Here is a 26587-nt window from a genome sequence, read left to right on the forward strand (position 1 = left end):
CGTTACTATTGAATAGAAATTTAATTTACACTGGTGTTATCAATTTCAGGACTAACTTCGAGGAGTTGATGCAAATTTATGTTTAATTGCTCAAAATATTCAATCATAGAATCAAGGCTATCTAATGCATCACGTACAGTCTGCTCTGAACCGATTATAATTTCTTCATATTTATTCGCAGCTTCAGTCATGGCTTTTTCTGCATAGTAGTCAAAATTTTCATCGAAGGCTTCCATGCCATAATCATTAGCAATTATTCCACAAGCCTCATCAGAAGTATCGTACCGTGCCACTTCTTCCAGGTCTTCAAATAATAATGAAATGGATTCATGAAAGCTGTCGTAAGAGCGCATATAATCTTCATATAGCCCTCTTAAAATTTCTACTTTCTCTGGCAGCTCATCCAGATCAGAATACTCGTCAACTATATCATCAATTACATTTAGTGCATCATCAAATGCAGAAAAATATTCAGTAAATCCCCGTAGAAATTTTAGCGTCAGTCCACTTTCTGTTGTTCGATAGATCCACTTTTCTTCAAAGTTGGTATCGTAATCTGACCACGGCATAAACGCAGCGTCGTGCAGTTCTTCTCTTGCTATTTTGCAAGCAGGAATTAGAGCTTCAATATTAGCAATTGCCATAGCAAAATTGTATTTGAAATACGGAACGGACTTTCTCTGTACCTCGGGAAACAGTGAATCTTTTAAGAAACCAATCAACTCTTTATTTGTAGATATAGTGCCACACTCAAAATTTCTGCTACTCTCATCGGAATAATTACTGGACCCCCAATAAACGATGTTATCCGTCATAACAATTTTTGCGTGATTATGAAAAGAAAAGTATGGACTTAGCCTCATTCCATAATTCTGCGGATTCAGTTGTCGCATATATGAGTCGATCATGTTTCTTGCGGCTAAAGCATATTGGTGACCATAGTAAGATGGGAATCTCTTTGGAATATTGGTAATAACAACAGCATCCGTCCCTTTCAAACAGGCTTCTTGCAAAGATTTGAGGAGTTGACTGTTTGTACTTGGAGAGATGTTAAAAGTTATTATCCCAATGAATTTCGCATTTTTAAAATCGTCAAGTACACATTGATAAATGCATTCGTTTTCTCCGAATACGGCTAAGTTATCGTGAATTTCCATAGTCATCATGTTCTATTACACCTCCCACGATGTAATACCTCTTTTAGTAAAGTATCCTGTTCCATTTCTTTTGGATAATCACTTTGCGCATAGGTAGTATCAGTAATTGCATGTAGCATCTTATCTTTTGCCAGCTTCTTCATAGTTGCTGCCGTTTCGTGATCCAGCTTTCCACGGCGGGTGCTTTGCAAAATGGTGTTCATCCGCCGGGTATAAATAGCCTTTATCGGATGATCATCTGCAAGCTCCCGCTGCTCCCGGCCTCTCAGATTGCCGATTTGTCGGCACGTCCGTCCCCGCTGGTCGCCGGGGGCCAGACCGCCGCAGTATTTGGTATGCCGTGCGTCAATGGTGAGAAACCATCTGCCGCAGATGGGGCATTTCTTGGGTGCATGGCCCACACAAAGTCCCTCAAACAGATCGGAACGGAACATTCCCACAAAGGAGACATAGTGCATCCGCTTGACCAGTTGCGGCTCTGTCTTTCCGGGGCGAATGGCGGATACATACTGCACCGAAGCATTGGTTAGGGTCATCCAGGCCGGGTTATCCAGCGACAGGGTTGGCTCACCTTGGAAGAACTGCCCGAACATTGTCGCATAACCGTCCGAGGTACGGTCATAGTCTGGTTCATTCAACCGCTCTGCAAATTTCGTCAAGGCTTCCTTGTACTGCCCCAGAGAATAACTCAAATGCCCCAGCACCTGCGCGATTCGCACGAGCATGGTCGCCTTGCCATGCTGACCAGTCAAGGCACAGATCAGCTGCTCCTGTTGGGTGAGCTGCAAATAAGCTTTGGCATCCTCCATGTATTCTTCGGAAAAGATGGTTGCAAGTTTTTGCTCGAAATAGCTTCGATTCAGGCGGGAGAAGGGCGATGTGGTCTGTAAAAAAGAGATGATCTCGCCAGCGGCCTGCTGCACCTGCGGTAGCAGCTCCATATCCACGGAACCGGTGTTCATCCCCTGAAGCAGCTGGTTCAGCACATTGCAAGGAGTATCCAGCTTTCCAATGGTGCTGTCCGGGATGTTCAGCACCTCGCAGCCAATAGTTCCTGCGGGCATCGTACACCCCTCATAGGTTACTGTATCCTGCCAGAAATCCAGCGATAAAACCGCATGGTTGATGATTTGATCCATCTTCTCCCTCCTGTCATGTTTTTCTATTTTCATAATAGCACATAATTAAATCCTTGTCATGTTTTTTGAAAACGGCCTGTCATGCCATCAGCCTGTTTTTTTCGATTTTCCCCATAATCTATACAGAGGGGTGAGAAAACTGCCCCATCAAAAAGGAAATGGAGGGAATCTGTATGAATCTGTTTGAAGTGGTGAAAGCCAGTATCAACACACAGGAAGCAGCGCAGGCGTATGGAATTGACGTCAATCATTATGGCATGGCACTGTGTCCGTTCCACAATGACCGTCATCCGAGCTTATATGTATCGGGTGACCACTACTACTGTTTTTCCTGTGGGGAACATGGGGATATGATCGACCTGACCGCCAAACTGTTTGACCTTCGGCTGTATGATGCGGCCCGAAAACTGGCGTCGGACTTTCATCTTGCACCGGACAAGCCCTTGCCGGAACTCATTCGCCGGAAAATGAAACACAAAACCAAAGCACAGCAGCTTCGTGAGAACGAGCGGCTGTGCTTTTCTGTTTTGAACGAGTATCGGCGGCTGCTCCTGGATTGGGAAAAACGGTATGCACCGCAAGCACCGGAAGATGTGCCGGACAAGCGGTTTGTAGAAGCCTGCCACCGGCTACCCTGGGCAGAGTATCAGCTGGACATCCTGCTGCAAGGCGATTCCTATGAACGAGGCGAAGTCGTAAGCGAACTAACGGCAGACGGATACATCCGCAAATTACAGGCCCGCCTGAGAGAGGAGCAATACCATGAACAACCCTGTTTGGATTGATGAGAAAGGGAAAATCATCGAGCCGGAATATTGCCGGGATTTCCTGTCCCGGCATCCAATGCGCTGTATCAACGACCGCTTTTATACTGTGGAGGGACCGTTGCCGGATGAAAGCAAATTAAAGCGAACGATTTATGAGGAAATCTCGCCCTGGCTCCATGCCAAGGTCGCACAGACGGTGGAGCAGATAATCAAAGCGTTGAAGCTGGCGGCATATACAGACCCTTTGCCCCTGCAATGTGACCGCATCCATGTAGCAAACGGCACTTGTTTTCTGGATGGCACGTTTACAGAGGAAAAAGAATACTGCAACAACCGCCTGTCGGTATCCTATCGGGCTGATGCTCCGGCACCGGAACATTGGCTGCGTTTCCTTTCGGAATTGCTGGAGCCGGAGGATATTCCCGCCTTGCAGGAGTATCTGGGCTACTGCCTGATTCCGTCCACCAAAGGTCAGAAAATGCTCATGCTGATTGGCAAGGGCGGCGAGGGCAAAAGCCGGATTGGTGTGGTGATGAACGCCATTTTCGGGCTCAACATGAACACCACTTCCATTCAGAAAGTAGAAACTAATCGTTTCGCCAGAGCCGACCTGGAGGGCAAGCTGCTCATGGTGGACGATGATTTGGACATGAATGCCTTGACCAAGACCAACTATGTAAAATCCATCGTGACAGCAGAACTGCGGATGGATTTGGAACGGAAGAAAGAACAGAGCTATCAGGGACTGCTTTATGTACGCTTCCTCTGCTTCGGTAACGGGGCATTGACTGCACTGCATGACCGCAGCGATGGTTTCTTTCGCCGTCAGATCATTCTGACCACCAAAGATAAGCCTGTGGATCGGTTCGATGACCCGTTTCTTGCTGAGAAATTGATTGCCGAAAAAGAGGGAATTTTCCTCTGGATGCTGGAGGGGCTGCGGCGGCTGATCGCCAATCGCTATCACTTTACCATCAGCCAGAGGGCTAAGGACAATATCTCTTCCGCGGTTCGTGATGCCAATAACATTCTGGACTTTCTCGATTCTGAGGGCTATGTGGCATTCAAGGCGGATTATGAAGCCAGTACCAAAAATCTGTATGCAGCCTATAAACGATGGTGCGAAGACAACGCAGAAAACCCACTGTCCCAAAAGAGCTTCGCAAACCAGCTCAGCCAGAACGCAGAACGCTACCATTTGGAGCCGGTCAATAACCTGCACATCGGCGGTGGGAAGCGATGCCGAGGATATATGGGCATTTATGTTCTGCTCTCACCTGTGGAATTGTAATGAAACTTCAAAACCTTCTGTTCGTGCGTTCATGCGTTCTGGATCGGGCGCAGCCGTTGGAACGAAGGAACGCACGAACGCAAAAAATCCAAGTTCATTTTTTATTGTTCGGCTCAGAGGGCGCTCTAAAATCCGCACTTCCCAATCAATGGTTGTGCAAACAGTGAAAAACACTACCATAAGCAGAACACAAATCATTATTCGGTGATTTACAGAATGGTGATGGTGGTATGCGGGAAGGTGGCTATTTTCGCGGTTTCGTTTGCAAGCCCACCTAATGGCAAAGTCGATGGGGTACTGTTGCGGACAGTTCTTCACAAACGCAGTTCTGAGCGATTTTTGAGAAGTAATTAAGATTAACTGTACCGTGCAGCGTGTGTTCTCCACGGCAAACTAACTTTACGAAAGAATGAGGTATTTTCTATGAAATCCAATTTAAGAAATGAAATCAAGTCGTACATCGTGCGTTCCGGCTACACGATGCAGGAAGTCGTTGACCGGCTTTCTGAGGATTACGGCTGGAGTGACAGCGTTTCCAACCTGTCCAACAAACTCCAGCGGGAGTCTCTGCGGTATGTGGAGGCGGTACAGCTTGCTGACGCCCTTGGTTATGATCTCGTATGGCAGAAGCGGATGGACGAATGATGCCTGTCGTTCTTACCCGCCGTATCTCCCGTCTCCATCGAAAAATCCGCAGATTTGGAGATGGATGGCAGAGTGGATTTGCAAAATCTGCTTTGCCTGTGGGCGGCAGAATTGAAGCAATCAAGATTGCAGAGAGACTGTCGGTCACACCGCCTTTTGAGGATTTGGGTGCCACACACAAGCCTCTAAAGGCGGCAAGGCATCCGCAGATGCCGCATTCCCCCTCGGAGAGCCCACGGCACTTTGCAGCCCTCTGGGATGAAAGTGTCATAGTGGGTTATTACACTTCCCGCAGGAAGTGCATCCCCGTCCCTCAGCCGTCTGCCGTACAACAGAAAGGAGCTGATTTTTATGGCCAGAAACGACGGAATCGATCGCACCTTTGCCCGTAACCAGGACTTGCCCACACTTGATGATGTGGCGAAAGTTCAGGAACATAACGAACGAGAAAAGGACAGCTACTCCAACCAGGATATTGATACCACCCAAACCTACCGGAATATCCACTTCAAAGCTCCCACCGACAGCTATGCTGCCATGTTCGATCAGATGATTGCCGATGGCGTTATCTCCACCCGTGGACTGAAAGCCGATGCGGTGAAATATGGAGAACTGATTTTTGATGTGAACTCCGCTTACTTCCACAATCACGGCGGCTACGAGTATGCCAAGCAATTTTACACCGACGCATACAAAGCTGCCGTGGAGATTGTGGGTGGTGAGCAGTATATTCTCTCTGCTGTCATGCACGCCGATGAACGCAACCGGGCTATGTCGGAAGCTCTGGGGCAGGATGTGTATCACTACCACCTTCACGTGGTCTATATCCCGGTGGTGGAAAAACAGATTCTCTGGTCGAAGCGGTGCAAAGATAAGGCCCTTGTGGGCACAGTCAAGGAGACCATCATGCAGGTCAGCCGCAGTAAAAAGTGGGAATCCAAGGTAGCTTTGGATGAGCAGGGTAATCCGCTTCTGACCTCCAAGGGCAAGAAAGTCCTGCGAACATCGTACAGTGTCCTGCAAGACGATTTCTTCAACTATATGAAAGCTGCCGGATATACCGATGTGGAGCGTGGAGAGCGTGGCAGCACCGAAGAACATCTGACTGTGACCCAGTTCAAAGTGGCACAGGAGCAGCAGCGGCTAGAAGATGTGACCGCTCAAATCGCTCAGACAGAGCAGGCGCTGGACACTGCACAGGCTGCCGTTGAGAAAAAGCAGAAGGAACTGCAATCCCTGCAAAAGCAGACCAAAGAACAGCGCACCACCGCCCTGACCGTACAGGAAATCCGCTCCATGGGGAAAAAGGCGATCACCGGCAATATCACTCTGACCCCATCCGAGTGCAGCACACTCAAGGATTATGCGGTCAACGGGATTCTTGCCAAGGCGGAAAACAGCCGTTTGGAAGAAAAACTGCAAAGCGCACAAAAAAGTGCCGCTGTCTGGAAACAGCGATATGAGTCGCTGAAAGAACAGGCACGGCCCTATCTGGAAGCTGTCAAGCTCGCACCCGAGAAGGTGCGGGCTTTTCTTGATGCCATTTTGACTCTGACTCGGCAAACAAAGCAGCACAATCAACCTTCCCGCCGCAAGTCGCAGGATATGGAACTTTAATTGATGGAGGAAACTGCATGAGAAAACACAAAGATTTTATGAGCGAACCCGACGATGGTTATATCGACATTGAATCCTGCTTTGAACCGATTTTTGAGCCGCCGTTGGAAACTCTGGAAGAATGGCGCAGCTGGAAGGATGAACCCGAACCGACACTGGAGAACACCTCGGTCTATGTCACAGAGCCGGATGGCATCCAATATTTTTACTGCGGCAATACCCGGATTCGGGTATCCGAGCATTTCTCCCAGGCAGGCAAACCCATGGATAAGCTGATTGAAAATGTGATCCAATATGCTGCCCGCAACGCTGGATAAACCCATTCCACAACAAAATGTCGTTGAACCACACCCACGCTTACGATATAATAAAAGCAGAAGTATTGTAAGCGTGGGTTGTTTCGATTAGAAGGAGGATTTTTACCGTGAAACAACCTTACAATACCGCACTCTATATGCGTCTCAGCCGTGACGACGAAAACTATGGCGACAGCGTGAGTATCGAGACCCAGCGCACCATTTTGCAGCAGTACGCAAAGGAACATGGCCTTTCGGTGTATGGCGAATATGTCGATGATGGATGGAGCGGAACAAACTTCGAGCGTCCCAGCTTTCAGCGGATGATGGATGATGTGGAGGCCGGAAAGGTCAACTGCATCATTACCAAAGATCTCAGTCGCTTTGGCCGTGAACACGTGATGATGGACTATTATCTGGAATTTGTGTTCCCGGAAAAGCAGATTCGCTACATTGCTGTGGCCGAAAACGAGGACACCGAAAAAGGACTTTCGGATTTTGTACCGTTCAAGAACCTTTTTAACGAATGGTTTGCAAAGGATACCAGCCGCAAGGTGAAAACGGCGCTCCGTGCCAAATTTGCTGCCGGAGAACGCACTTTTGCCTATGCGCCGCTGGGATACATCCGCCATCCCGAAGTCAAAAACACTTTGGCCATAGACGAAGAAACCCGTTGGATCATCGAGAAAATCTTTGACCTTGCGTTTCATGGAGCAGGTGCGGCGAAGATCACCAAGACCCTGATTGCAGAGAAAGTCCCGACTGCGGGCTGGCTGAATTATCAGAGATATGGAACTTTCGCCAATGTCTATGCCCATGCGCCGGAAGAAAAATCGTATGCCTGGACGATTGCTCAGGTCAAAAGTATCCTGCAAGATGAAACCTATATCGGCAACAGCGTACACAATAAGCAGACCAACATCTCTTATAAAAACAAGAAAAAGGTGCGTAAGCCGAAAGAAGAATGGATTCGGGTGGAAAATACCCATGAGGCCATCATCAGCCGGGATGTGTTTGAGCAGGTGCAAAAGCAGATCGCCAGCCGCAGACGGCAGCAGAAGGATGCCACAACGCAGATTTTCGCCGGGCTTGTAAAATGTGCAGATTGTGGCTGGTCTATGCGCTTCGGCACGAACCGGCAGAACAAAACGCCGTACAGCCATTTCACTTGCAGCCAGTACGGACAGATGGGGACACAATGCTCGGCGCATTATATCCGCTATGACACGCTCTATGTCTATGTGTTGTCCAGAATCCAGTATTGGTCCCATCGGGCGCAGCTGAGCGAAGAAAAACTTTTGCAGCAGATTTTGAAAAATGGTGACCGGGAACGTATGACCGCTGCCAAGCGTCAGGAATCCGAGCTGAAACGGGCAGAAAAGCGCAAGGCAGAAGTGGATGGAAAATTCGTCCGAATGTATGAGGACTGGTCTGCCGGACGCATCACTGAGTATAACTTCAATCTGCTGACTAAAAAGTACCAGACAGAGCAGCTGGAGCTGGAGGAAAAGATCAGCTGCTTGCAAGCGGAGCTGTCCGCAGAGCAGCAAACTGCCCTGGATGCCGAAAAGTGGGTCGCTCTCATCAAGCAGTACGCCAATCCCACGGAACTGACCGCCGAACTTCTCAATACCCTGATTGAAAAAATCGTCATTCACGAGGCCACTAAAGGCGAAGATAGTATGAGAGAGCAAGAGATTGAGATTTACTACCGCTTTATCGGCAAAATTGATTAACCTGTATCCATATCTTTAACTTTGGGAAACCGGCATGTCCTACCCGGACATCACCCTCATCCGGGACATCTGCGCGATCCTCCAGGTGTCGGAGCACGAGCTGCTCACCGCCAGCGAGGACGTGGAGGCCCGCACGGCGGAGACCCTGGCCAAGAAGTATCTGCGCCTCACCCGGCGGGTGCGCATGGTTCAGCTGCTCCTGTACGGCGGCACGGCGGTGCTCTGCCTGGCCTGCAACTGGGCCATGTACCATGCGCTCACCTGGTTCTGGCTGGTGCTGACCGGTGAGCTGGTGGCCGCCTCCCTCACCCTGCTGCCCACCCTGGTGCAGAAGCGGCGGGCCGCGGTCACGCTGGGGGGCTTCACCCTGTCCCTGGAGCTGCTCCTGCTGGCCTCCTGCCTCTACAGCGGCGGCGACTGGTTCCCCATGGCCGCCGCAGCCACCCTCTTCGGCCTGGGGGCGATCTTCCTGCCCGCCGCCCTGCGGGAACTGCCCCGCCCCCTGGGGGAGCATAAGGCGGCGCTCTATCTGGGGGCGGAGACCCTGCTGCTGTGCGCCCTGCTCTGGGCGGGCGCGGCCTATAGCGGCGCGGACTGGTTCCCCCTGCCCGCCCTGCCCGGGACGCTGTTCGGCCTGGCCCTGCCCTGGGCCTGCCTGCTGATCATCCGCTACGCGCCCATCGGCCCCTGGTGGAAGGGGGCCGCCTGCCTGGGCGCGGCCTGCGTCTTCCTCCCCCTGGTCAACCCGGTGCTTGACCGGCTGGTGCTGCTGGGGGGCGGTACGGTGGAGCGGCTCCACAGCTTCTGGTTCCGGCCGGATTTCACCCGCTGGACAGAGGACTGGTATTGCAATGAGAACGTCCTGCTGCTCCTGTGGCTGGCCCTGGCCGCCGCCGCGGTCTTCTGCGCGCTCCGGGCGCTGCTGTGCCGCCGGGACGCCGCCCGGGCATGAGCCTCCTCCCAAGCGAAAAACCGGGCCCCGCTGGAAACAGCGGGGCCCGGTCAGCGTGTCGAAAAAGTCTTTTCGACACGCTGCTGAACTTTTTGAAACTTCAAAAAAGTTTCAAAAAGTTGTTTGATCCAACGCGAAAGGGAACCCTGACGGTTCCCTTTCACACTATCCTTCCCTCCGAATCCTTCGGCAGGAGGGTTTATCGACAGCCTGACCGGGCCCCGCTGGAAACAGCGGGGCCCGGTTTCTGTTCAGATGTCCGTCAGAGGCTCAGAAATACTTCTTGATGCCCTCGGTAGCCAGGGAGGCGTCGGCGCTGATGGTGACGGTGAACTTGATGTTGTTCTTCTCGGAGAAGCTGTTCAGCCAGTCCAGGAACTCCTCCACCGCGTGGTCGGTGGCCTCGGAGGCCACAATCTTGGTCAGGCTGTCGATGAAGATGTGGGTAATATCATAGTTGCCGGCGTACAGGCCGCTGATAAAGCCCTTCAGGAAGTCGTAGCTGCTCATATCATACTGGCTGGCTTCCACCAGGCGGATCTTATAATGGATGTCATAGGTCAGCTTGGGGCCCCGCTCGATGCACACCACGTTGCCGTTCTCGCTGTGGACGGCGGAATTAATGAGCTCGATCATCTGCTTGGTCTTGCCGGTGCCCTTGACCCCCATGATCACTCTCACCATAGTTATCACTCCTTCATTGTCCGCCGGAGCTGTCCTCCGGCCTTGTACCTGTATGTTACCATTTTTGCGGCCCGATTGCAACCGATTTGCGGAAGTTCACCAAAAGTTCATGGCTGAGGGGCCTTTGGCGCGGTTCAGCCCAGACGGGCCTCCAGCTCGGCTTTCCGATCCTCATACCCCGGCTTGCCCAGCAGGGCATACATGTTATTCTTGTACGCCTCCACGCCGGGCTGGTTGAAGGGGTTGACCTCCAGCAGGTAGCCGGACAGGCCGCAGGCGTACTCGAAGAAGTAGATCAGCCAGCCCACGCTCTTCTCGCACCGGCCGGGGACGGTGACCACCAGGTTGGGCACGCCGCCGTCCACGTGGGCCAGCAGGGTGCCCCGCATGGCCTGCTCGGCCACGAAGGAGAGCTCCTTGCCCGCCAGGAAGTTGAGCCCGTCCACGTTGTCCGGGTCGTGGGGGATGGTGATGCTGCCCCGGCTCTTGTCAAAGCGCACCACCGTCTCGAACATGAGCCGCTCGCCCTCCTGGATATACTGGCCCATGGAGTGGAGGTCGGCGGTAAACTCCACGCTGGCGGGGAAGAGTCCCTTGCCCTCCTTGCCCTCGCTCTCGCCGTAGAGCTGCTTCCACCACTCGCCGAAGAAGCGGAAGGAGGGCTCGTAGGCCGCCAGGATCTCCACCTTCTTGCCGCCGGTGTACAGGGCGTGGCGGGCGGCGGCATACTGCCAGGCGGGGTTGTCCGCGCCGGGCCTGGCCAGCTCCTCCATGGCCTGGGCCGCGCCCTCCATCAGGGCGGCGATGTCAATGCCGGCGCAGGCGATGGGCAGCAGGCCCACGGCGGTGAGCACGGAGTACCGGCCGCCCACCGCGTCGGGCACCACGAACTCCTCATAGCCCTCGGCGTCGGCCAGGCCCTTCAGGGCCCCCTTGTGGGCGTCGGTGGTGGCGTAGATGCGCTTCTTCGCCCCCTCCTTGCCGTATTTCTCCTCCAGCAGGGCCTTGAAGATGCGGAAGGCCACGGCGGGCTCGGTGGTGGTGCCCGACTTGGAGATGACGTTGACGGAGAAGTCCTTGTCCTTCACCAGGTCGATGACCTCCAGCATGGCGTCGGAGGACAGGCCGTTGCCGGCAAAATAGATCTCCGGGCCGTCCTTGTGGGTCAGGTTGAAGTTGGGGGAGTGGAGCAGCTCCACCACCGCCCGGGCCCCCAGATAGGAGCCGCCGATGCCGATGACCACCAGGGCCTGGGAGTCGCTGCGGATGCGCTCCGCCGCCGCCTGGATGCGGGCGAACTCCTCCTTGTCATAGTCCCTGGGCAGGTGCACCCAGCCGGTGAAGTCGCCGCCGGCGCCGCTGCCGCTCTCCAGCTTGGCGCGGCCCTCCTCCAGCCCGGCCAGGCGGCTGGTCAGCCAGTCCTCCGGCAGAAAGGATGCCGCGTTGGAAACATTACAGGTAAGCATGATTGCCCCTCCTCTTTGTTAAGGCTTGTCCTGCCCACAGTATACACCAACGGGCGGCAATTTCCTAGGGGGAATTTGGCAATCCGGAGAAAAAAGCGCCGGGCCGCAGCAGCGGCCCGGCCTGTCAAAGCGGTCTCGCAGAGTTCCGTCATCCGCAGATGACGGAATAAAATCAAAATCCGTCATTTCCAGGGACATGCGCCCTGGAAATGACACTCCTCATGGCGGAAGGGGTGACTTTTTCGCAAGAAAACGAACCCCTTCCGCCATGCAGCTCCTCTCGGAAAAGCGGCTTTACCGCTTTTCCGATCATAAGTGATCGCTGTCCACCAGGATATTGTCGGTGCCGTGCTCCTCAAACTCCGCGATATAGGCGTCGATGCGGCTGGACAGCTCCTCGTAGTTGTTCTGGTCGATGGAGGCGTCCTCCATGTCCCGGCGGGCCAGATCCTCCGCCAGGATGTCGAAGAACACGTTGTTCTCGTATTCCATGATCGCCTCGTGGATGCCGCCCTCGGCAAAGGCCCGGGAGGGCACCACCTCCCCCTGCCAGTCCTCGGCCAGCACGCCCATGCCCTCCTCCCGGGCTTTGGCGAACAAAAGGCTCTCCACCTCGTCGTAGTCCTTGAACCGGTCGTCCCCCCGGGTGGAGTTCAAAATCCAGTTGCCGATATAGGCCATATCCAGCAGGCGGCGGAATTGTTTGGTCGTCAGCTCCAGCTTCATCGCTTGAACCCTCCTCGCTGTCATGACGTGGGGCGGCGCGGCGGCCGCCTCTACCCCATATTATAGTCAGCCCCGCCAAAATGTCAAACGCAGAGGCGGTCGGAAACCATGAAAATACCCCTTGCCAGGGAGCCAATTTTCGCCTATGATGGAGAGAACAGACCAGAGGATGCTTTCAGGAGGGATTTGGATTGGATCAGCGGCCCATCGGCGTCTTTGATTCCGGCCTGGGGGGGCTCACCGCTGTGCGGGAGCTGTGCCGCCTGCTGCCGGGGGAGGACGTGGTCTACTTCGGAGATACGGGACGGGTGCCCTACGGCAGCCGCTCCCAGGAGACGATCATCAAATATGCCCGGCAGGATGTGGCCTTCCTGCGCACCTTCGACCTCAAGGCCATCCTCATCGCCTGCGGCACCGTGTCCACCACCGCGCTGGACGTGCTCTCCGCCGAGAACCCCATCCCCGTGATGGGGGTGGTGGAGCCCGCCGCCCGGGCGGCGGCCCGGCTCACCCGCAGCGGGAACATCGGCCTGATCGGCACCCAGACCTCGGTGCGCAGCGGCGCCTATGAGCGGGCCATCCAGGCGGAAAACCCGGCGGCCCGGGTCACCGGGCAGCCCTGCCCCCTGTTCGTGCCCCTGGTGGAGAACGGCCGGTTCCGCCCCGGCGACATTGTAATCGAGACGGTGGCGGCGGAATACCTGGCCCCCCTGAAGGCGGCCGGAGTGGACACCCTGGTGCTGGGGTGCACCCACTACCCCCTGCTGGAGGAGGTCATCGCCGCCTGCATGGGCCCCGGCGTGGCCCTGGTCAGCGCCGGGGCGGAGGGAGCCCGGGCGGCGGCGGACTTCCTGCGCGCCCGCGGCGCCCTGTCCGGCCGGGCGGACGGCGGCGCGTGCCGCTTCTTCGTCAGCGACCGGCAGGAGGATTTTGCCCGGCTGGCCTCCATTTTCCTGGGGCGGGACGTTACCGAGGCGGTGGAGCTCACCGATATCAGCCAATATTGAGGGGATCCCCCTTTACATCCGGCCCGCCGTCGGATATAATAGAATGCAATTTTCATTACAGCAAGCACCGAGGTACCAATCACCATGGAGAACAACGTCATCATTTCCATCCAGGGAAAGCAGTCCTTCCAGGCCCAGGAGGACGACACCATTGAGCTGGTCACCGAGGGCTGCCTGGAGCCCGACGGCGACGAGGGCTATACCCTGACCTATCAGGAGAGCCAGCTCACCGGACTGGAGGGCACCCTGACCACCTTCCAGATCGAGCCCGACCGGGTCACCCTGCTGCGGGTGGGGGAGGTCAACTCCCAGATGGTCTTTGAGGAGGGCCGGCGGCACCTGTCCATGTATGACACGCCCTACGGCGCCCTGTCCATCGGGGTGAACACCCGCCGGATGCGCAGCGATCTGAGCGCCAGCGGCGGCAGCATCGAGATCGACTATGCCATCGAGATTGACCACGCACTGGCAGGCCAGAACCTGTTCCGGATTCAAGTGCGGGAGAAAGGGCCGGTGCTGAAACAGTGACCATCGTGGTCAATCTCGATACCAAGCGTTTCGCCTCCGGCGAAACCTTGACGCCGGGGCGATTTACTCGTCCCGAGCGGATGAAAAGCAGCGGGGCCCCCGCGGCGCCTGCGCCGTGGGGAGATTGACCACGCACTGGCCGGCCAGAACCTGTTCCGGATTCAGGTACGGGAAAAGGGGCCGGTGCTGAAACAGTGACCATCGTGGTCAATCTCGATACCAAGCGTTTCGCCTCCGGCGAAACCTTGACGCCGGGGCGATTGACTCGCCCCGAGCGGATGAAAAGTAGCGGGGCCCCCGCAGCGCCTGCGCCGTGGGGAGATTGACCACGCATCGGCCGGCCAGAACCTGTTCCGGATTCAAGTGCGGGATTAGGGGCCGGTGCTGAAACAGTGACCGTCGTGGTCAATCTCGATACCAAGCGTTTCGCCTCCGGCGAAACCTTGACGCCGGGGCGATTGACTCGCCCCGAGCGGATGAAAAGCAGCGGGGCCCCCGCGGCGCCTGCGCCGTGGGGAGATTGACCACGTATCAGCCGGCCGGAACCTGTTCCGGATTCAAGTGCGGGATTAGGGCATGTTTGAAACATGTCAAAATGCCCAATCGGCGGGCCTTTTGCCCCCTGTACGGCGCAATTTTTCCTTGAAATCCGTCAGGATTCCTGCGAAAAAATTGCTTGCCAGCGGCCCCAAATCCCTCGCCGCTGGACACATCGCCAATTTTCAAACAAGCCCTAGGGGCCGGTGCTCCGTCAGTAGGGGCGGATATCATCCGCCCGGAGCGTATGCACAAGAAATGAGAAAGAGGAGATAACATGTCCAACCTGATTCAGGCGGCCAAGGAGCAGGTCGCCGCGCTGACCCAGGCGGCCTATGAGAAGGCCGCGGCGGAGGGCCTGCTGCCCGGCGGGGCGGAGGTCAAGGCCACCATCGAGATCCCCAAGGATGTGACTCACGGCGACTACGCGTCCTCCTTTGCCATGGCGGGGGCCAAGGCGCTGCACAAGGCCCCCCGGCAGATCGCGGAGATCATTGTGGATCACCTGGAGCTGGCCGGCTCCTTCTTCGACAAGGTGGCCATCGCCGGCCCCGGCTTCCTCAACTTCACCCTGGGCAGCAAGTGGTACGGCCAGGTGCTCACCGACATTCAGGCCGAGGGGAACACCTACGGCGCGGTGGACGAGGGCCGCGGCGAGAAGGTGATGGTGGAGTTCGTCTCCGCCAACCCCACCGGCCCCATGCACATCGGCAACGCCCGGGGCGGCGTGCTGGGCGACGCCCTGGCCAGCGTGCTGGAGCGGGCTGGCTACGACGTGTGGCGGGAGTTCTACGTCAACGACGCGGGCAACCAGATCCACAAGTTCGCCATGTCCATCGACGCCCGCTACCTCCAGCTGGTGCTGGGGGAGGAGAACGTGCCCTTCCCCGAGGACGGCTACCACGGGGACGACATCAAAGAGCTGGCCCGGGCCTTCCTGGAGCAGCACGGCCCGGAGTGGAAGGACAAGAGCGAGGAGGAGCGGCAGGAGGCCATGGCCCAGTTCGGCCTGTCCATCAACATTCCCAAGATGAAGGAGGATCTGCTCCGCTACAAGATCGAGTATGACGAGTGGTTTCTGGAGTCCGCCCTCCATAACAGCGGCTACGTGGCCGAGACCGTGGGTCTGCTGGCCGACAAGGGCTGGACTTATGAGAAGGACGGGGCCCTGTGGCTCAACACCACCGCCCTGCTCAAGCAGAAGTATCTGGGCGAGGGTAAGAGCCAGGAGCAGGTGGACAAGCTGGATCTGAAGGACGACGTGCTCCGCCGGGCCAACGGGTTCTACACTTACTTCGCCGCCGACATCGCCTACCACCGCAACAAGCTGGAGAAGCGGGGCTTCTCCAAGGCCATCAATATCTGGGGCGCCGACCACCACGGCCACGTGGCCCGCCTCCAGGCCGCCCTGGACGGCCTGGGCCTTGACGGCTCCCACCGCCTTGTCATCGTGCTGATGCAGCTGGTCAACCTGCTTCAGGACGGGCAGCCCGTCCGCATGTCCAAGCGCTCCGGCAAGGCCATCGCCCTGCGGGATCTGCTGGACGAGGTGAGCGTGGACGCCGCCCGGTTCTTCTTCAGCTCCCGCTCCTCCACCTCCGCCCTGGACTTCGACCTGGATCTGGCGGTGCGGGAGGACTCCGAGAACCCGGTGTACTACGTCCAGTACGCCCACGCCCGCATCTGCTCCCTCATCGCCCGGCTGGCCGAGGAGGGGGACAAGGTGCCCGACGCGGCGGAGGTGGATCCCGCCGTGTTCTCCACTGAGGAGGAGAAGAGCCTCATCAAGACCCTGTCCCAGCTGCCCGAGACCATCCGGCTCTCCGCCCGGGACTACGACCCCTCCCACGTGAACCGCTATCTCACCACCCTGGCCGGGGAGTTCCACCGGTTCTACAACTCCTGCCGCATCAAGGGGGAGGCGCCGGAGGTTCTGGCCGCCCGGCTCAAGCTGTCCGACACCGTGCGGGCCGTGATCGCCAACTGCCTGGCCCTGCTGGGCGTCTCCGCGCCGGAGAAGATGTAACCTATCATTGGATGCCGGGGGCGCTTCCCCAGGAAGCGCCCACAGTCAGGCTATCGAAAAACCTCCCTCGAAGGAGAGCCTCGCAGAGTTCCTGCGGCCGCAGCCGCAGGAATCAAATCAAAATCCGTCATTTCCGGCGACATGTGCGTCGGAAACAACCCTTCTCATGGTGGAAGGGGCGACTTTTTCGCAAGAAAACGAACCCCTTCCACCATGCAATCTTTCTCGAAAAAGCGGCTTTGCCGCTTTTTCGACGCACTGGCCGCGGGCGCTTCCCCAGGAAGCGCCCACGGTTTCAATTATCTGCACATTTGTATGCAGATCCCTCCCGAGATCAGTTCTTACGTTTTTCTAAAGAAAGAAAAAACTTTCATTTAACAATTTGTTAATTGATATGCAACACTCTTGCAATCTTTTCAGAGCGTGGTATCATAGGCTCTACGCCTGCGGGAAATCCCCGGGGCGGACTCTTTCCAACCACGCTGTGGAGGATTACAGGAATGACACTGCTGGAACTTGTACAACATCTGAATTTTGCCATCGTGGTGCTGTTCACCCTGCTCTACCTCTATCAGGGGTTCTACGTGGTGGTGGGCCTGGTGCGCCGCCGCTGGTCAGACCGGCACCAGCCGGCGAAGCTCCACCGCTTCGCCGCCATCGTCTCCGCCCGCAATGAGGAGGCGGTGATCGGCGAGCTGCTGGAGAGCCTGCGAAAACAGGACTACCCGGCGGAGCTGCTGGATCTGTATGTGGTGGCGGACAACTGCACCGACGGCACCGCCGAGGCCGCCCGCAGGGCGGGGGCCTTCGTCTACGAGCGCTTTGACCAGAGCAAAAAGGGCAAGGGCTACGCCATGGACTACCTCTTCCGCCGCCTGGCGGAGGAGGGGAAGGACGTCTACGACGGCTACTTCGTCTTTGACGCGGATAACCTGGTGGATCCCGGCTTCGTCGCCGAGATGAACCGCACCTTCGACCGGGGCTATGACGCGGTGACCTGCTACCGCAACTCCAAGAACTTCGGCACCAACTGGATCTCCGCCGGCTACTCCATCTGGTTCCTGCGGGAGGCCCGGTTCCTCAACTTCCCCCGCACCCTGCTGGGCACCAACTGCCACGTGTCGGGCACCGGCTTCCTGGTGTCCGCCCAGGTGATCCGGGAAAACGGCGGCTGGCCCTTCCACCTGCTCACCGAGGACATCCAGTTCTCCGTGGACTGCGCCATCCAAGGCCGCCGCATCGGCTACTGCGACAAGGCGGTGGTCTACGATGAGCAGCCCACCACCTTCCGCCAGTCCTGGGATCAGCGGCTGCGCTGGTCTAAGGGCTTCTATCAGGTGGATCGGGCCTACACCCTCCCCCTGCTGAAGGGCTGCCTCCGCTGGGGGCACAAGGGCACCTCCTGCTACGACATGTTTGCCACCGTGGCCCCCGGCATGCTGCTCACGCTGTTCATCATTCTGTTCAACGGCGTGGTGCTGGCCGCCTGCCTCACCCAGCCCACCCACATGGCCGCCCGCATCATCCACGAGTGCCTGGGCTTCATCGGCTCCAACCTGTGGAACTTCTACCTGGGCCTGCTGGCCTACGGCATGCTGACGGTGCTGTCTGAGTGGCGCCACATCAGCGCCGCGCCGATGCAGAAGATCGGGTATGTGTTCACCTTCCCCGTCTTCATGTTCACCTACATCCCCATCTCCATCGCCGCCCTGGTGCGGAAGGTGGAGTGGAAGCCCATCTACCACACCGCCGCCAAAAAGCTCAACGAGCTGGGATAATGCCAGGGGGAGCCGGGGATTTCCCCGGCTCCCTGCTTGTCCGGACAGGCGGGTTTCCGCCTCCCGCCTCTTGCATTTACCGGGCCCTTTGTGCTATACTAGCTTGCAAATGCGCCACGCGCAAATTTTCAGGAGGAACGAACGAACTATGGACACCATCCCCCCCTTATCCGCCCCCATCCTGCTGGACGGCGCCACCGGCACCGAGCTGTACAAGCGGGGCATGCCCCACGGCGTCTGCACCGAGCAGTGGGTGCTGGAGCACCCGGACGCCCTGCTGGAGCTCCAGCGCGCCTACGTGGACGCGGGCAGCCAGGTGCTCATCGCCCCCACCTTCGGGGCCAATCGGGTGACGCTGGCCCGGTACGGCCTGAGCGGCCAGGTATCGGTGTACAACCGGCGTCTGGCGGCCCTGACCCGGAAGGCCGCGGGCGGCAAAGCCAGGGTGGCGGGGGATCTGGCCCCCACGGGGAAGTCCATCGTCCCCTTCGGCGACGCCAGCTTTGAGGAGCTGGTGGACATCTACACCGAGCAGGCCGCCGCCCTGGAGGCGGCGGGGGTTGATCTCTTCCTCCTCGAGACCACCATGACCATGGCGGAGGCCCGGGCGGCGGTGCTGGCCTGCAAGAGCGTTTCCGCCAAGCCCGTGTGGGTCACCTTCACCTGCGACGAAAACGGCCGCACCCTGTCCGGCACCGACGTGCTGGCCGCCCTCATCGTCATGCAGGGCATGGGGGTGGACGCCTTCGGCCTCAACTGCTGCGCCGGCCCGGCGGAGATGCTGGAGCAGCTGCGCCGCCTCACCCCCTACGCCTCGGTGCCGCTGATTGCCAAGCCCAACGCCGGCCTGCCCCAGGTGGTGGACGGGAGGGCCGTATACCGCTGTACGCCGGAGGAGCTGGCCGCCTACGCCGCCCCCTTCGCCGAGGCCGGCGTGCGCATGTTCGGCGGCTGCTGCGGCACCACGCCGGAGCACATCGCCGCCCTGGGGGACGCGGTGGCGGCGGTGGACTTCTCCGCCTTTGTCCCGCCGGAGCGGGATCCCGACGTGATCCCCTGCGCCAGCGAGAAGGAGGCCCGGTTCATCACCCCCGACGTGGACGTGGGCGAGACCATCGAGTGCTCCCCCGATCTGATGGAGGACATCCTGGCCGCGGAGGAGGAGGCCCCCCAGGGGGCCCTGAAGATCGCCATCCTGGAGGAGGACGATCTGGATATCTTCGCCGAGAACCAGTACGTGGTGAAGGACGCCCTGTGCCTGTGGTCGGACGTGCCCGAGCTGCTGGAGCGGGCCCTGCGGCTCTACCAGGGCCGGGCCTTCTGGGACGGCACCGGGGATCTGGACGACGCCTTTCTGGAGGAGATGTCCCGGAAGTACGGTTTGGTGCTCCTATAAACCGAATAAGCCAAAGAGCGGCGGCCCGGCCGGGCCGCCGCTCATCGTCTGGAAAAAGCCTCGCAGAGCTCGCGCCCGCAGGCGCGAAAAAATGGAAATCTGTTTTCTCCGGCGACACAAGGTGAATTGCCCCGAAGGGGCAAGAGAGGGCCCCCTGGGGGGTGTGCGTCGGAAAAAACACTTCTCAGGCCGCAAGTGTGGGATTTGTCCGCTTGAAGCGGACAAATCCTGCGCGCGGCGGACTGCATCCTGCTCGAAAAAGCGGCTCTGCCGCTTTTTCGACTGTCTCAGCGGCGGCCCGGCCGGGCCGCCGCTCTTGTCCGCCTATTTCTTCAGAAGCCGCCGGACGGCGGCCTCGTCCAGCAGGTTCACCGTCTGGAACTGCCCCCGGTAAAACACCGCGAAGTTGTTGAACGGACAGGGCAAGGCCTTGGCCTGGGCCAGGCTGTCCACCCGCACCAGGGACAGCGGGATCCCGCCGGCCTCGCAGAACGCCGCGATTTTTTCCACACACTGGTGGATAAAGGGGCACTGGGCGTCGTAATAGATGGTCAGCTCCTGGCTGTCGATGATCCCCCGTTTGGCGGCAGGGACGAAGCGGGGGAGGGTGCCGTCCAGGGAGAGGGCCAGCAGCTGATAGCCGGTATCGGTGGTGTCCGCCGCAGCAAAGCCGAATTTGCGGGCAAAGGACTGGTCGGAGAGCCACGCCTTCTGCTTCTCCGCCCCCAGCATGCACACGCCGGACTTTCCCTTTGCCCTGGCGTCGGCCAGGCAGGACTCCAGCAGCGCCCGGCCGTATCCCTTCCCCTTGTGGGGGCCGGTGACCCACAGGCAGTAGATGTAGAGGTAGTTGTCCCCCTCCACCGGCACCCAGGCCATCTCCAGGGGGGCGTACTCGATAAAGACCGTGCCCTTCTCGTCCAGCTTGCGGAACACGTGCCCCTCCCGGAGCCGCTCCGCCAGCCACCGCCGCTTTTCCTCCACCCCCGGGTGGGGCTTTTTGCTGCGGATGATGCAGCACAGGTGCTCACCTGCCAGATTCTCCGGCGTCAGATCGATAAAATGTCCGTCCATGGCAGCCTCCCTTCCAGATGGGGCCATGATACCACAGGATCGCCGGGATGTCCACCGGCCCGGAGCCGCCGTCAATCCCCCAGGCGTCTCTTTTGCAAAATCAGCGAAACCGCCAAAAAGGGCCTTCGGTTTTTGGCGGCGGCCTCCGCTTTTTTGCCTTGACGGGGCGTTCAAGATACGGTATCATAGAAAGCGGACAAGCAAAAATAGCCACAAGATGTAGTGCCAAGCTGGGACGGCGGCCCCGCCCTGTTTTGGCTTTTTTGCTGGACAAAAGCCCAGAGAAAGGAACGAAACGCCATGACACTGACCAAGATCCGCAAGCGGGACGGCCGGCTGGCCGACTTCAACGAGGAGAAAATCGCCTCCGCCATCGACAAGGCCTTTGCCGCCACCTACAAGCCGGGGCAGGAGGACGTGGCCCGCAAGCTGGCCGACGAGGTGCTCTCCATCCTGGAGGTGGAGGGGGAGTGTCAGCCCGGCGTGGAGCATATCCAGGATCTGGTGGAACGGGTGCTCATGGACAACGGCTATGTCCAGACCGCCAAGGCCTATATCCTCTACCGGGAGGAGCGCAGCCGCGCCCGGGAGATGAACACCCGGCTGATGAAGACCTATGAGGATATCACCTTCTCCAAGGCCAAGGACTCGGACATCAAGCGGGAGAACGCCAACATCGACGGCGACACCGCCATGGGCTCCATGCTCAAGTTCGGCTCCGAGGGGGCCAAGCAGTTTTACGACATGTTCGTCCTCAACCCCGACCACGCCCGGGCCCACCGGGAAGGGGATATCCACATCCACGACCTGGACTTTTTGACCCTGACCACCACCTGCTGCCAGATCGACATCAAAAAGCTGTTCGCCGGCGGCTTCTCCACCGGCCACGGCACCCTGCGGGAGCCCAACGACATCTCCTCCTACGCCGCCCTGTGCTGCATCGCCATCCAGTCCAACCAGAACGACCAGCACGGCGGCCAGAGCGTGGTCAACTTCGACTACGGCATGGCCGACGGCGTGCGCAAGACCTTCCGCCGGGTATACCGCCAGAACCTGGCCCGGGCCCTCATGCTGCTGGAGAATCGGGAGGATCCCGAGCAGGAACTGAAGGGCATCATGGCGGGCATTCAGGAGGACACCGGCCTGACCCCCACCCTGGAGGAGTGCGGGGACTACTTCGCCGCCGAGCGGGCCGTTCTGGTGCCCTCCTTCGGCACCGGGGAAGAGATTGAGAAGGCCCAGAGGTTCGCCCACCAGCGGGCGGTGAAGGAGACCGACCGGGCCACCTACCAGGCCATGGAGGCCCTGATCCACAACCTGAACACCATGCACTCCCGGGCCGGGGCCCAGACCCCCTTCTCCTCCATCAACTACGGCATGGACACCTCCCCCGAGGGCCGCATGGTGATGAAGAACGTGATGCTGGCCACCGAGGCCGGCCTGGGCGGCGGCGAGACCCCCATCTTCCCCATCCAGATCTTCCGGGTGAAGGAGGGCGTCAACTACAACCCCGGCGAGCCTAACTACGACCTGTTCCAGCTGGCCATGCGGTGCTCCGCCAAGCGGCTGTTCCCCAACTTCTCCTTCATCGACGCGCCCTTTAACCTGCAGTACTACAAGCCCGGCCATCCGGAGACGGAGATCGCCTACATGGGCTGCCGCACCCGGGTCATCGGCAACGTGTACGACCCCAGCCGGGAGATCTGCAACGGCCGGGGCAACCTGAGCTTTACCACCATCAACCTGCCCCGGCTGGCCATCAAGGCCCGGGGGGATCTGGACGCCTTCTTCGAGGGCCTGGATCGGATGCTGGATCTGTGCGTGGATCAGCTGCTGGAGCGGTTTGAGATCCAGTGCCGCAAGCACGTGTACAACTACCCCTTCCTCATGGGCCAGGGGGTGTGGCTGGACAGCGACAAGCTGGACTGGGAGGACGAGGTGCGGGAGGTGCTCAAGCACGGTACCCTGTCCGTGGGCTTCATCGGCCTGGCGGAGACCCTCAAGGCCCTCATCGGCGTCCACCACGGGGAGAGCGAGAAGGCCCAGGTGCTGGGCCTGGAGATCATCTCCCACATGCGGGCGCGGATGGATCAGGAGAGCGAGAAGCGGGGGCTGAACTTCTCCCTGCTGGCCACCCCGGCGGAGGGCCTGTCCGGCCGGTTCGTCAAGCTGGATCGGGCCCGGTACGGCGCCATCGAGGGGATCACCGACCGGGAGTACTACACCAACTCCTTCCACGTGCCGGTGTACTACCCCATCTCCGCCTACGACAAGATCAGGATCGAGGCGCCCTACCACGCCCTCACCAACGCCGGCCATATCAGCTACATCGAGATGGACGGCGACCCCACCGACAACCTGGAGGCCTTTGAGAAGGTGATCCGCTGCATGAAGGAGAGCGGCATCGGCTACGGCTCGGTCAACCACCCGGTGGATCGTGACCCGGTGTGCGGCTTCTCCGGCATCATCGGCGACCAGTGCCCCGGCTGCGGCCGCACCGAGGCCGACGGCGTGCCCTTCGAGCGCATCCGCCGCATCACCGGCTACCTGGTGGGCACCCTGGATCGCTTCAACAACGCCAAGCGGGCCGAGGAGCGGGATCGGGTGAAGCACAGCGTATAAGGAGACACCCCTCATCCGTCACGCTCCGCGTGACAGCTTCCCCCCTGAGGGGGAAGCCAGAGAAAAGCCCGGCCTTCCCCCTTCGGGGGGAAGGTGGCCCGAAGGGCCGGATGAGGGGGAGCTGGATGCTCTGCCCGTTTTGTCCTATTGCAACCCTAAAGGAGAGATATCCATGTCCAACACACCAGCCGTCCGCCTGAAGCGGGGGGAGGGCCGGGCCTTCAAGGCCGGCGGCCCCTGGATCTATGACAACGAAATCGGGGAGATCCTGGGCGGGCCCGCCGACGGGGACATCGTCCGCATCGAGGACTACAACGGCTACCCCCTGGGGGTGGGCTTCCTCAACCGGGCCTCCACCATCGCGGTGCGGGCTCTGTCCCGGAACGCCGACGCGGTGATCGACGAGGCGTTTCTGGAGCGCCGGGTGCGGGCCGCGTGGCAGTACCGGAAGGACACGGTGGACACCTCCTCCTGCCGGGTGATCTTCGGGGAGGCCGACTTCCTCCCCGGCCTGGTGGTGGACAAGTTTGCCGACGTGCTGGTGGTGGAGTCCCTGGCCCTGGGCATCGACAGGCTGAAGCAGAGCATCCTGGATCTGCTGGTCAAGGTGCTGGCCGAGGACGGCATCGCCATCCGGGGCGTGTACGAGCGCAGCGACGCCAAGGTGCGCCTGAAGGAGGGCATGGAGCGGGTGAAGGGCTTTCTGTCCGAGCCCTTCGACCCGGTGGTGGAGATCGTGGAGAACGGCATCCGCTACCAGGTGGACGTGGCCGAGGGGCAGAAGACCGGCTTCTTTTTGGATCAGAAGTACAACCGCCTGGCCATTCAGCCGCTGGCAAAGGGCGGCCGGGCCCTGGACTGCTTCACCCACACCGGGGCCTTCGCCCTCAACGCCGCAAAGGGCGGCGCGGCGGAGGTGATCGGCGTGGACGCCTCCCAGCTGGGGGTGGATCAGGCCGCGAAAAACGCCGCCCTCAACGGCATGTCCGACCGGGTGCGCTTCCTGTGCCGGGATGTGTTCGAGCTGCTGCCCGAGCTGCACCGGCAGGGGGAGCAGTTTGATCTGGTGGTGCTGGATCCGCCGGCCTTCACCAAGTCCCGCGCCTCGGTGAAGAAGGCGGTCACCGGCTACCGGGAGATCAACCTGCGGGGCATCAAGCTGGTGAAAAACGGCGGCTATCTGGCCACCTGCTCCTGCTCCCACTTCATGACGCCGGAGCTGTTTACCAAGACCATCGGGGAGGCCGCCCGGGACGCCCGCCGCCGCCTGCGGCAGGTGGAGTACCGCACCCAGTCCCCCGACCACCCCATCCTGTGGGGGGCCGACCAGTCCTACTACCTGAAGTTCTACATCTTCCAGGTGGTGGATGAACTGTAAGGCGCGGCATCCTTAACGCGCCCCATCCGAGAAATCCAACAGGGCCGCCGCATTGTGCGGCGGCCCTGTTTTTGCAGGGAGGAACCATCATGCGCATCGCCAATACCGTTTCCGACTCCATCGTGGACGGCCCCGGCCTGCGGTTTACCGTGTTCACCCAGGGCTGCCCCCACCGCTGCCCCGGCTGCCACAACCCGGACACCCACGATCCCGCGGGCGGGCATGAGGCGGCGGTGGAGGAGCTGGCGGAGAAGCTGCTGTCCAACCCCCTCACCGACGGCCTCACCCTCTCCGGCGGGGAGCCCTTCTGTCAGGCGGCGGAGTGCGCCCGCCTGGCCGCCATCGCCCGCGAAAAGGGCTTGAACGTGTGGGTGTATACGGGGTATACTTATGAGAGGCTGGTCGCCGGGGAGGTGCCCGGCGCCATGGAGCTGCTGGCGCAGACCGACGTGCTGGTGGACGGGCCCTTTGTGGAGGCGCGGAAGTCCTACGCCGCCCTGTTCCGGGGCAGCACCAACCAGCGGCTCATCGACGTGCCCCGCTCCCTGGCCGCCGGACAGGTCGTGCCGTGGGAGCGGCCCGACCCCCTGGCCCACTTCGTCCGGCCGGAGTCGTAGGGCGCGGCATCCTTGACGCGCCGTCTGCGTCCTTTCGGGGTGAAACGGGCCGCCGAGGGCGGCGGCCCCTGCATCCGGCTTCCCTGGCTTGCCGTAGGGGCGACCTGTGGTCGCCCGCTTGCCCGCGTATCCACCAACCCGTGGGGCGCGACGACCTCGGCGCGCCATCCGCCTGCCGGGATGCCTCCGGGGCGCGCCGCTTTTTTGAAGGTGGCTTCGCTGGATTTTTATCGGAAGCGCCCCCGGCGCCTCCGACGCGGCGGGCGCACCGCTTTTGCTGTCAAAAGCGGTGGGAAAACCACCAGGGCCCGCGTTTTTTGAGGTGGCTTCGCGTGGATTTTCATCGAAGGCGCCCCTGGCGCCTTCGACCCTGGACCCAGGGGCTCATGGCGGCGGTGGGTTGTGTCTGGCTTGCAGAGACCGGGCGTGCATCGCCGCCCGTCGTCGATGCAAGTTTCAGATCATTCGCTTCGCCGCAAGCGGCAAAGCTCACTCCTTCCACAGCATCTCCTCTCCCCACCGAACCCACTTCGCTGGGCTTCGGCGGGGGCCCCGTGTTCGCTTACGTCACAGGCGCTGCCGCGCCTCGGGTGGCACGCATCGGGATTACCCCGCAGGCCCTGACAGCCGCTGCGCTGTACCAGGTGCGCCCGCCGGGCCGCCATCGGTGCCATGCCGCTGAAATACCATGGCGCTTGTGGTAATTGGGGATCATGCGCGGGCATACCTTGGGCCGACAATGTAGGGTCGACCTGTGGTCGCCCGCCGTCCCTGCCGTACCGTGGGGCGCGACGACCCGGCGCGCCGTCTGCCGTGCTTCGGCTTGCCCTCCGGGATGCGGGTCTGCCCAGAGGTGAACGACTGTAGGGCGGGGGCTTGCCCCCGCCGCTCTAGGTCTGCCGGCTGCCCTCCTCCGCCAGCCCCGCGCCGGTGCGCAGCCCCAGCAGGAAGGCGTGGGCCGCCGCAAAGGCCACCACCGCCTCCACATCCTTTCGGGTCTCCTCGGTTTGATTGTTTTCGCACAGGGAGGCCCGGAAGATATCCCCGTCATCCATGGGCCGGGTGTCCAGATAGGGCTTGATGTAATGGGCGTACAGGAAGGTCAGAAAGTCGGACATGTTGGTCACCTCATAACACGAATTTATGTG

22 protein-coding genes are annotated in these 26587 nt (G+C 59.5%); 15 read left to right on the plus strand and 7 right to left on the minus strand.

Going from position 1 to position 26587, the window contains the following annotated elements; genetic code table 11:
• Positions 1-20 precede the first annotated feature (20 nt).
• Both B5E42_RS05765 and B5E42_RS05770 read right to left on the minus strand, forming a co-directional pair.
• Positions 21-1166: a phospholipase D-like domain-containing protein gene (locus B5E42_RS05765; RefSeq protein ID WP_087237584.1), complete on the minus strand. Its 1146-nt coding sequence runs from the start codon at positions 1164-1166 to the stop codon at positions 21-23.
• A complete protein-coding gene (locus B5E42_RS05770; RefSeq protein WP_087237586.1) occupies positions 1163-2296 on the minus strand; it encodes a DUF6076 domain-containing protein in 1134 nt (377 codons plus the stop codon). Before B5E42_RS05770 ends, B5E42_RS05765 begins: the two co-directional genes overlap by 4 nt.
• Positions 2297-2469: 173 nt before the next feature.
• On the opposite strand from B5E42_RS05770, the gene B5E42_RS05775 reads away from it, so the two are divergent.
• The 7 genes from B5E42_RS05775 to B5E42_RS05805 all read left to right on the plus strand — a co-directional run bounded on the left by B5E42_RS05775 (position 2470) and on the right by B5E42_RS05805 (position 9600).
• Entirely contained in the window at positions 2470-3081 is a 612-nt protein-coding gene (locus B5E42_RS05775) for a CHC2 zinc finger domain-containing protein (RefSeq protein WP_087237588.1), read from the plus strand.
• Positions 3059-4354: a phage/plasmid primase, P4 family gene (locus B5E42_RS05780; protein WP_087237590.1), complete on the plus strand. Its 1296-nt coding sequence runs from the start codon at positions 3059-3061 to the stop codon at positions 4352-4354. The genes B5E42_RS05775 and B5E42_RS05780 overlap by 23 nt, the downstream gene beginning before the upstream one ends.
• Positions 4355-4777: 423 nt before the next feature.
• A complete protein-coding gene (locus B5E42_RS05785; protein ID WP_087237592.1) occupies positions 4778-4999 on the plus strand; it encodes an LLM class flavin-dependent oxidoreductase in 222 nt (73 codons plus the stop codon).
• A 351-nt stretch (positions 5000-5350) separates the two neighbouring features.
• Positions 5351-6616: a plasmid recombination protein gene (locus tag B5E42_RS05790; protein ID WP_087237594.1), complete on the plus strand. Its 1266-nt coding sequence runs from the start codon at positions 5351-5353 to the stop codon at positions 6614-6616.
• A gap of 17 nt (positions 6617-6633) precedes the next feature.
• Positions 6634-6933, plus strand: coding sequence for a hypothetical protein (locus B5E42_RS05795; RefSeq protein ID WP_087237596.1), 300 nt, complete (start codon positions 6634-6636; stop codon positions 6931-6933).
• Positions 6934-7070: 137 nt separating this feature from the next.
• The gene (locus B5E42_RS05800; RefSeq protein WP_087238253.1) at positions 7071-8648 is read left to right on the plus strand and encodes a recombinase family protein; all 1578 of its coding nucleotides are present in this window, start codon (positions 7071-7073) and stop codon (positions 8646-8648) included.
• 34 nt (positions 8649-8682) lie between these two features.
• Positions 8683-9600 carry a hypothetical protein gene (locus B5E42_RS05805; RefSeq protein WP_087237598.1) on the plus strand — a complete coding sequence of 306 codons (918 nt, stop codon included), beginning with the start codon at positions 8683-8685 and terminating at the stop codon, positions 9598-9600.
• A 270-nt stretch (positions 9601-9870) separates the two neighbouring features.
• Here B5E42_RS05805 and B5E42_RS05810 read toward each other — a convergent pair whose 3' ends face one another.
• From B5E42_RS05810 to B5E42_RS05820, 3 genes are all read right to left on the minus strand, one after another.
• Entirely contained in the window at positions 9871-10284 is a 414-nt protein-coding gene (locus tag B5E42_RS05810) for a hypothetical protein (RefSeq protein WP_087237600.1), read from the minus strand.
• Positions 10285-10418: 134 nt separating this feature from the next.
• A complete protein-coding gene (locus tag B5E42_RS05815; protein WP_087237602.1) occupies positions 10419-11750 on the minus strand; it encodes a glucose-6-phosphate isomerase in 1332 nt (443 codons plus the stop codon).
• A 309-nt stretch (positions 11751-12059) separates the two neighbouring features.
• A complete protein-coding gene (locus B5E42_RS05820) occupies positions 12060-12476 on the minus strand; it encodes a hypothetical protein (protein WP_087237604.1) in 417 nt (138 codons plus the stop codon).
• Positions 12477-12667: 191 nt separating this feature from the next.
• On the opposite strand from B5E42_RS05820, the gene murI reads away from it, so the two are divergent.
• From murI to B5E42_RS05850, 5 genes are all read left to right on the plus strand, one after another.
• Positions 12668-13483, plus strand: coding sequence for a glutamate racemase (gene murI, locus B5E42_RS05825; protein ID WP_087237606.1), 816 nt, complete (start codon positions 12668-12670; stop codon positions 13481-13483).
• 84 nt (positions 13484-13567) lie between these two features.
• Positions 13568-14011 carry a DUF1934 domain-containing protein gene (locus B5E42_RS05830; RefSeq protein WP_087237608.1) on the plus strand — a complete coding sequence of 148 codons (444 nt, stop codon included), beginning with the start codon at positions 13568-13570 and terminating at the stop codon, positions 14009-14011.
• A gap of 814 nt (positions 14012-14825) precedes the next feature.
• A complete protein-coding gene (argS, locus tag B5E42_RS05840) occupies positions 14826-16574 on the plus strand; it encodes an arginine--tRNA ligase (protein ID WP_087237610.1) in 1749 nt (582 codons plus the stop codon).
• A gap of 500 nt (positions 16575-17074) precedes the next feature.
• Positions 17075-18352, plus strand: a complete 1278-nt coding sequence (locus tag B5E42_RS05845; protein WP_087237612.1) for a glycosyltransferase family 2 protein — start codon at positions 17075-17077, stop codon at positions 18350-18352.
• A 148-nt stretch (positions 18353-18500) separates the two neighbouring features.
• The gene (locus B5E42_RS05850; protein ID WP_087237614.1) at positions 18501-19748 is read left to right on the plus strand and encodes a homocysteine S-methyltransferase family protein; all 1248 of its coding nucleotides are present in this window, start codon (positions 18501-18503) and stop codon (positions 19746-19748) included.
• Positions 19749-20072: 324 nt separating this feature from the next.
• Here the strand turns inward: B5E42_RS05850 and B5E42_RS05855 are convergent, their stop codons facing one another.
• Positions 20073-20822, minus strand: a complete 750-nt coding sequence (locus B5E42_RS05855; protein ID WP_087237616.1) for a GNAT family N-acetyltransferase — start codon at positions 20820-20822, stop codon at positions 20073-20075.
• A 300-nt stretch (positions 20823-21122) separates the two neighbouring features.
• On the opposite strand from B5E42_RS05855, the gene B5E42_RS05860 reads away from it, so the two are divergent.
• The 3 genes from B5E42_RS05860 to nrdG all read left to right on the plus strand — a co-directional run bounded on the left by B5E42_RS05860 (position 21123) and on the right by nrdG (position 25439).
• Complete coding sequence (locus tag B5E42_RS05860; RefSeq protein ID WP_087237618.1) at positions 21123-23444, plus strand: anaerobic ribonucleoside triphosphate reductase; 2322 nt, start codon at positions 21123-21125, stop codon at positions 23442-23444.
• A 172-nt stretch (positions 23445-23616) separates the two neighbouring features.
• Entirely contained in the window at positions 23617-24822 is a 1206-nt protein-coding gene (locus B5E42_RS05865; RefSeq protein ID WP_087237620.1) for a class I SAM-dependent rRNA methyltransferase, read from the plus strand.
• 89 nt (positions 24823-24911) lie between these two features.
• Positions 24912-25439: an anaerobic ribonucleoside-triphosphate reductase activating protein gene (gene nrdG, locus B5E42_RS05870; RefSeq protein WP_087237622.1), complete on the plus strand. Its 528-nt coding sequence runs from the start codon at positions 24912-24914 to the stop codon at positions 25437-25439.
• A gap of 890 nt (positions 25440-26329) precedes the next feature.
• On the opposite strand, the gene B5E42_RS05875 is transcribed toward nrdG, so the two are convergent.
• Positions 26330-26557, minus strand: a complete 228-nt coding sequence (locus B5E42_RS05875) for a hypothetical protein (protein ID WP_087237624.1) — start codon at positions 26555-26557, stop codon at positions 26330-26332.
• Positions 26558-26587 lie beyond the last annotated feature (30 nt).

The organism is Flavonifractor sp. An10 (assembly GCF_002161215.1).
Classification (GTDB): Bacteria; Bacillota; Clostridia; order Oscillospirales; family Oscillospiraceae; genus Flavonifractor; species Flavonifractor avistercoris.

Bases quoted from the DNA above. Each gene is read 5' to 3' on its own strand.
- B5E42_RS05765 (WP_087237584.1), bottom strand. From the start codon at position 1,166: ATGATGACTATGGAAATTCACGATAACTTAGCCGTATTCGGAGAAAAC.
- B5E42_RS05770 (WP_087237586.1), bottom strand. From the start codon at position 2,296: ATGGATCAAATCATCAACCATGCGGTTTTATCGCTGGATTTCTGGCAG.
- B5E42_RS05775 (WP_087237588.1), top strand. From the start codon at position 2,470: ATGAATCTGTTTGAAGTGGTGAAAGCCAGTATCAACACACAGGAAGCA.
- B5E42_RS05780 (WP_087237590.1), top strand. From the start codon at position 3,059: ATGAACAACCCTGTTTGGATTGATGAGAAAGGGAAAATCATCGAGCCG.
- B5E42_RS05785 (WP_087237592.1), top strand. From the start codon at position 4,778: ATGAAATCCAATTTAAGAAATGAAATCAAGTCGTACATCGTGCGTTCC.
- B5E42_RS05790 (WP_087237594.1), top strand. From the start codon at position 5,351: ATGGCCAGAAACGACGGAATCGATCGCACCTTTGCCCGTAACCAGGAC.
- B5E42_RS05795 (WP_087237596.1), top strand. From the start codon at position 6,634: ATGAGAAAACACAAAGATTTTATGAGCGAACCCGACGATGGTTATATC.
- B5E42_RS05800 (WP_087238253.1), top strand. From the start codon at position 7,071: ATGCGTCTCAGCCGTGACGACGAAAACTATGGCGACAGCGTGAGTATC.
- B5E42_RS05805 (WP_087237598.1), top strand. From the start codon at position 8,683: ATGTCCTACCCGGACATCACCCTCATCCGGGACATCTGCGCGATCCTC.
- B5E42_RS05810 (WP_087237600.1), bottom strand. From the start codon at position 10,284: ATGGTGAGAGTGATCATGGGGGTCAAGGGCACCGGCAAGACCAAGCAG.
- B5E42_RS05815 (WP_087237602.1), bottom strand. From the start codon at position 11,750: ATGCTTACCTGTAATGTTTCCAACGCGGCATCCTTTCTGCCGGAGGAC.
- B5E42_RS05820 (WP_087237604.1), bottom strand. From the start codon at position 12,476: ATGAAGCTGGAGCTGACGACCAAACAATTCCGCCGCCTGCTGGATATG.
- B5E42_RS05830 (WP_087237608.1), top strand. From the start codon at position 13,568: ATGGAGAACAACGTCATCATTTCCATCCAGGGAAAGCAGTCCTTCCAG.
- argS (WP_087237610.1), top strand. From the start codon at position 14,826: ATGTCCAACCTGATTCAGGCGGCCAAGGAGCAGGTCGCCGCGCTGACC.
- B5E42_RS05845 (WP_087237612.1), top strand. From the start codon at position 17,075: ATGACACTGCTGGAACTTGTACAACATCTGAATTTTGCCATCGTGGTG.
- B5E42_RS05850 (WP_087237614.1), top strand. From the start codon at position 18,501: ATGGACACCATCCCCCCCTTATCCGCCCCCATCCTGCTGGACGGCGCC.
- B5E42_RS05855 (WP_087237616.1), bottom strand. From the start codon at position 20,822: ATGGACGGACATTTTATCGATCTGACGCCGGAGAATCTGGCAGGTGAG.
- B5E42_RS05860 (WP_087237618.1), top strand. From the start codon at position 21,123: ATGACACTGACCAAGATCCGCAAGCGGGACGGCCGGCTGGCCGACTTC.
- B5E42_RS05865 (WP_087237620.1), top strand. From the start codon at position 23,617: ATGTCCAACACACCAGCCGTCCGCCTGAAGCGGGGGGAGGGCCGGGCC.
- nrdG (WP_087237622.1), top strand. From the start codon at position 24,912: ATGCGCATCGCCAATACCGTTTCCGACTCCATCGTGGACGGCCCCGGC.
- B5E42_RS05875 (WP_087237624.1), bottom strand. From the start codon at position 26,557: ATGTCCGACTTTCTGACCTTCCTGTACGCCCATTACATCAAGCCCTAT.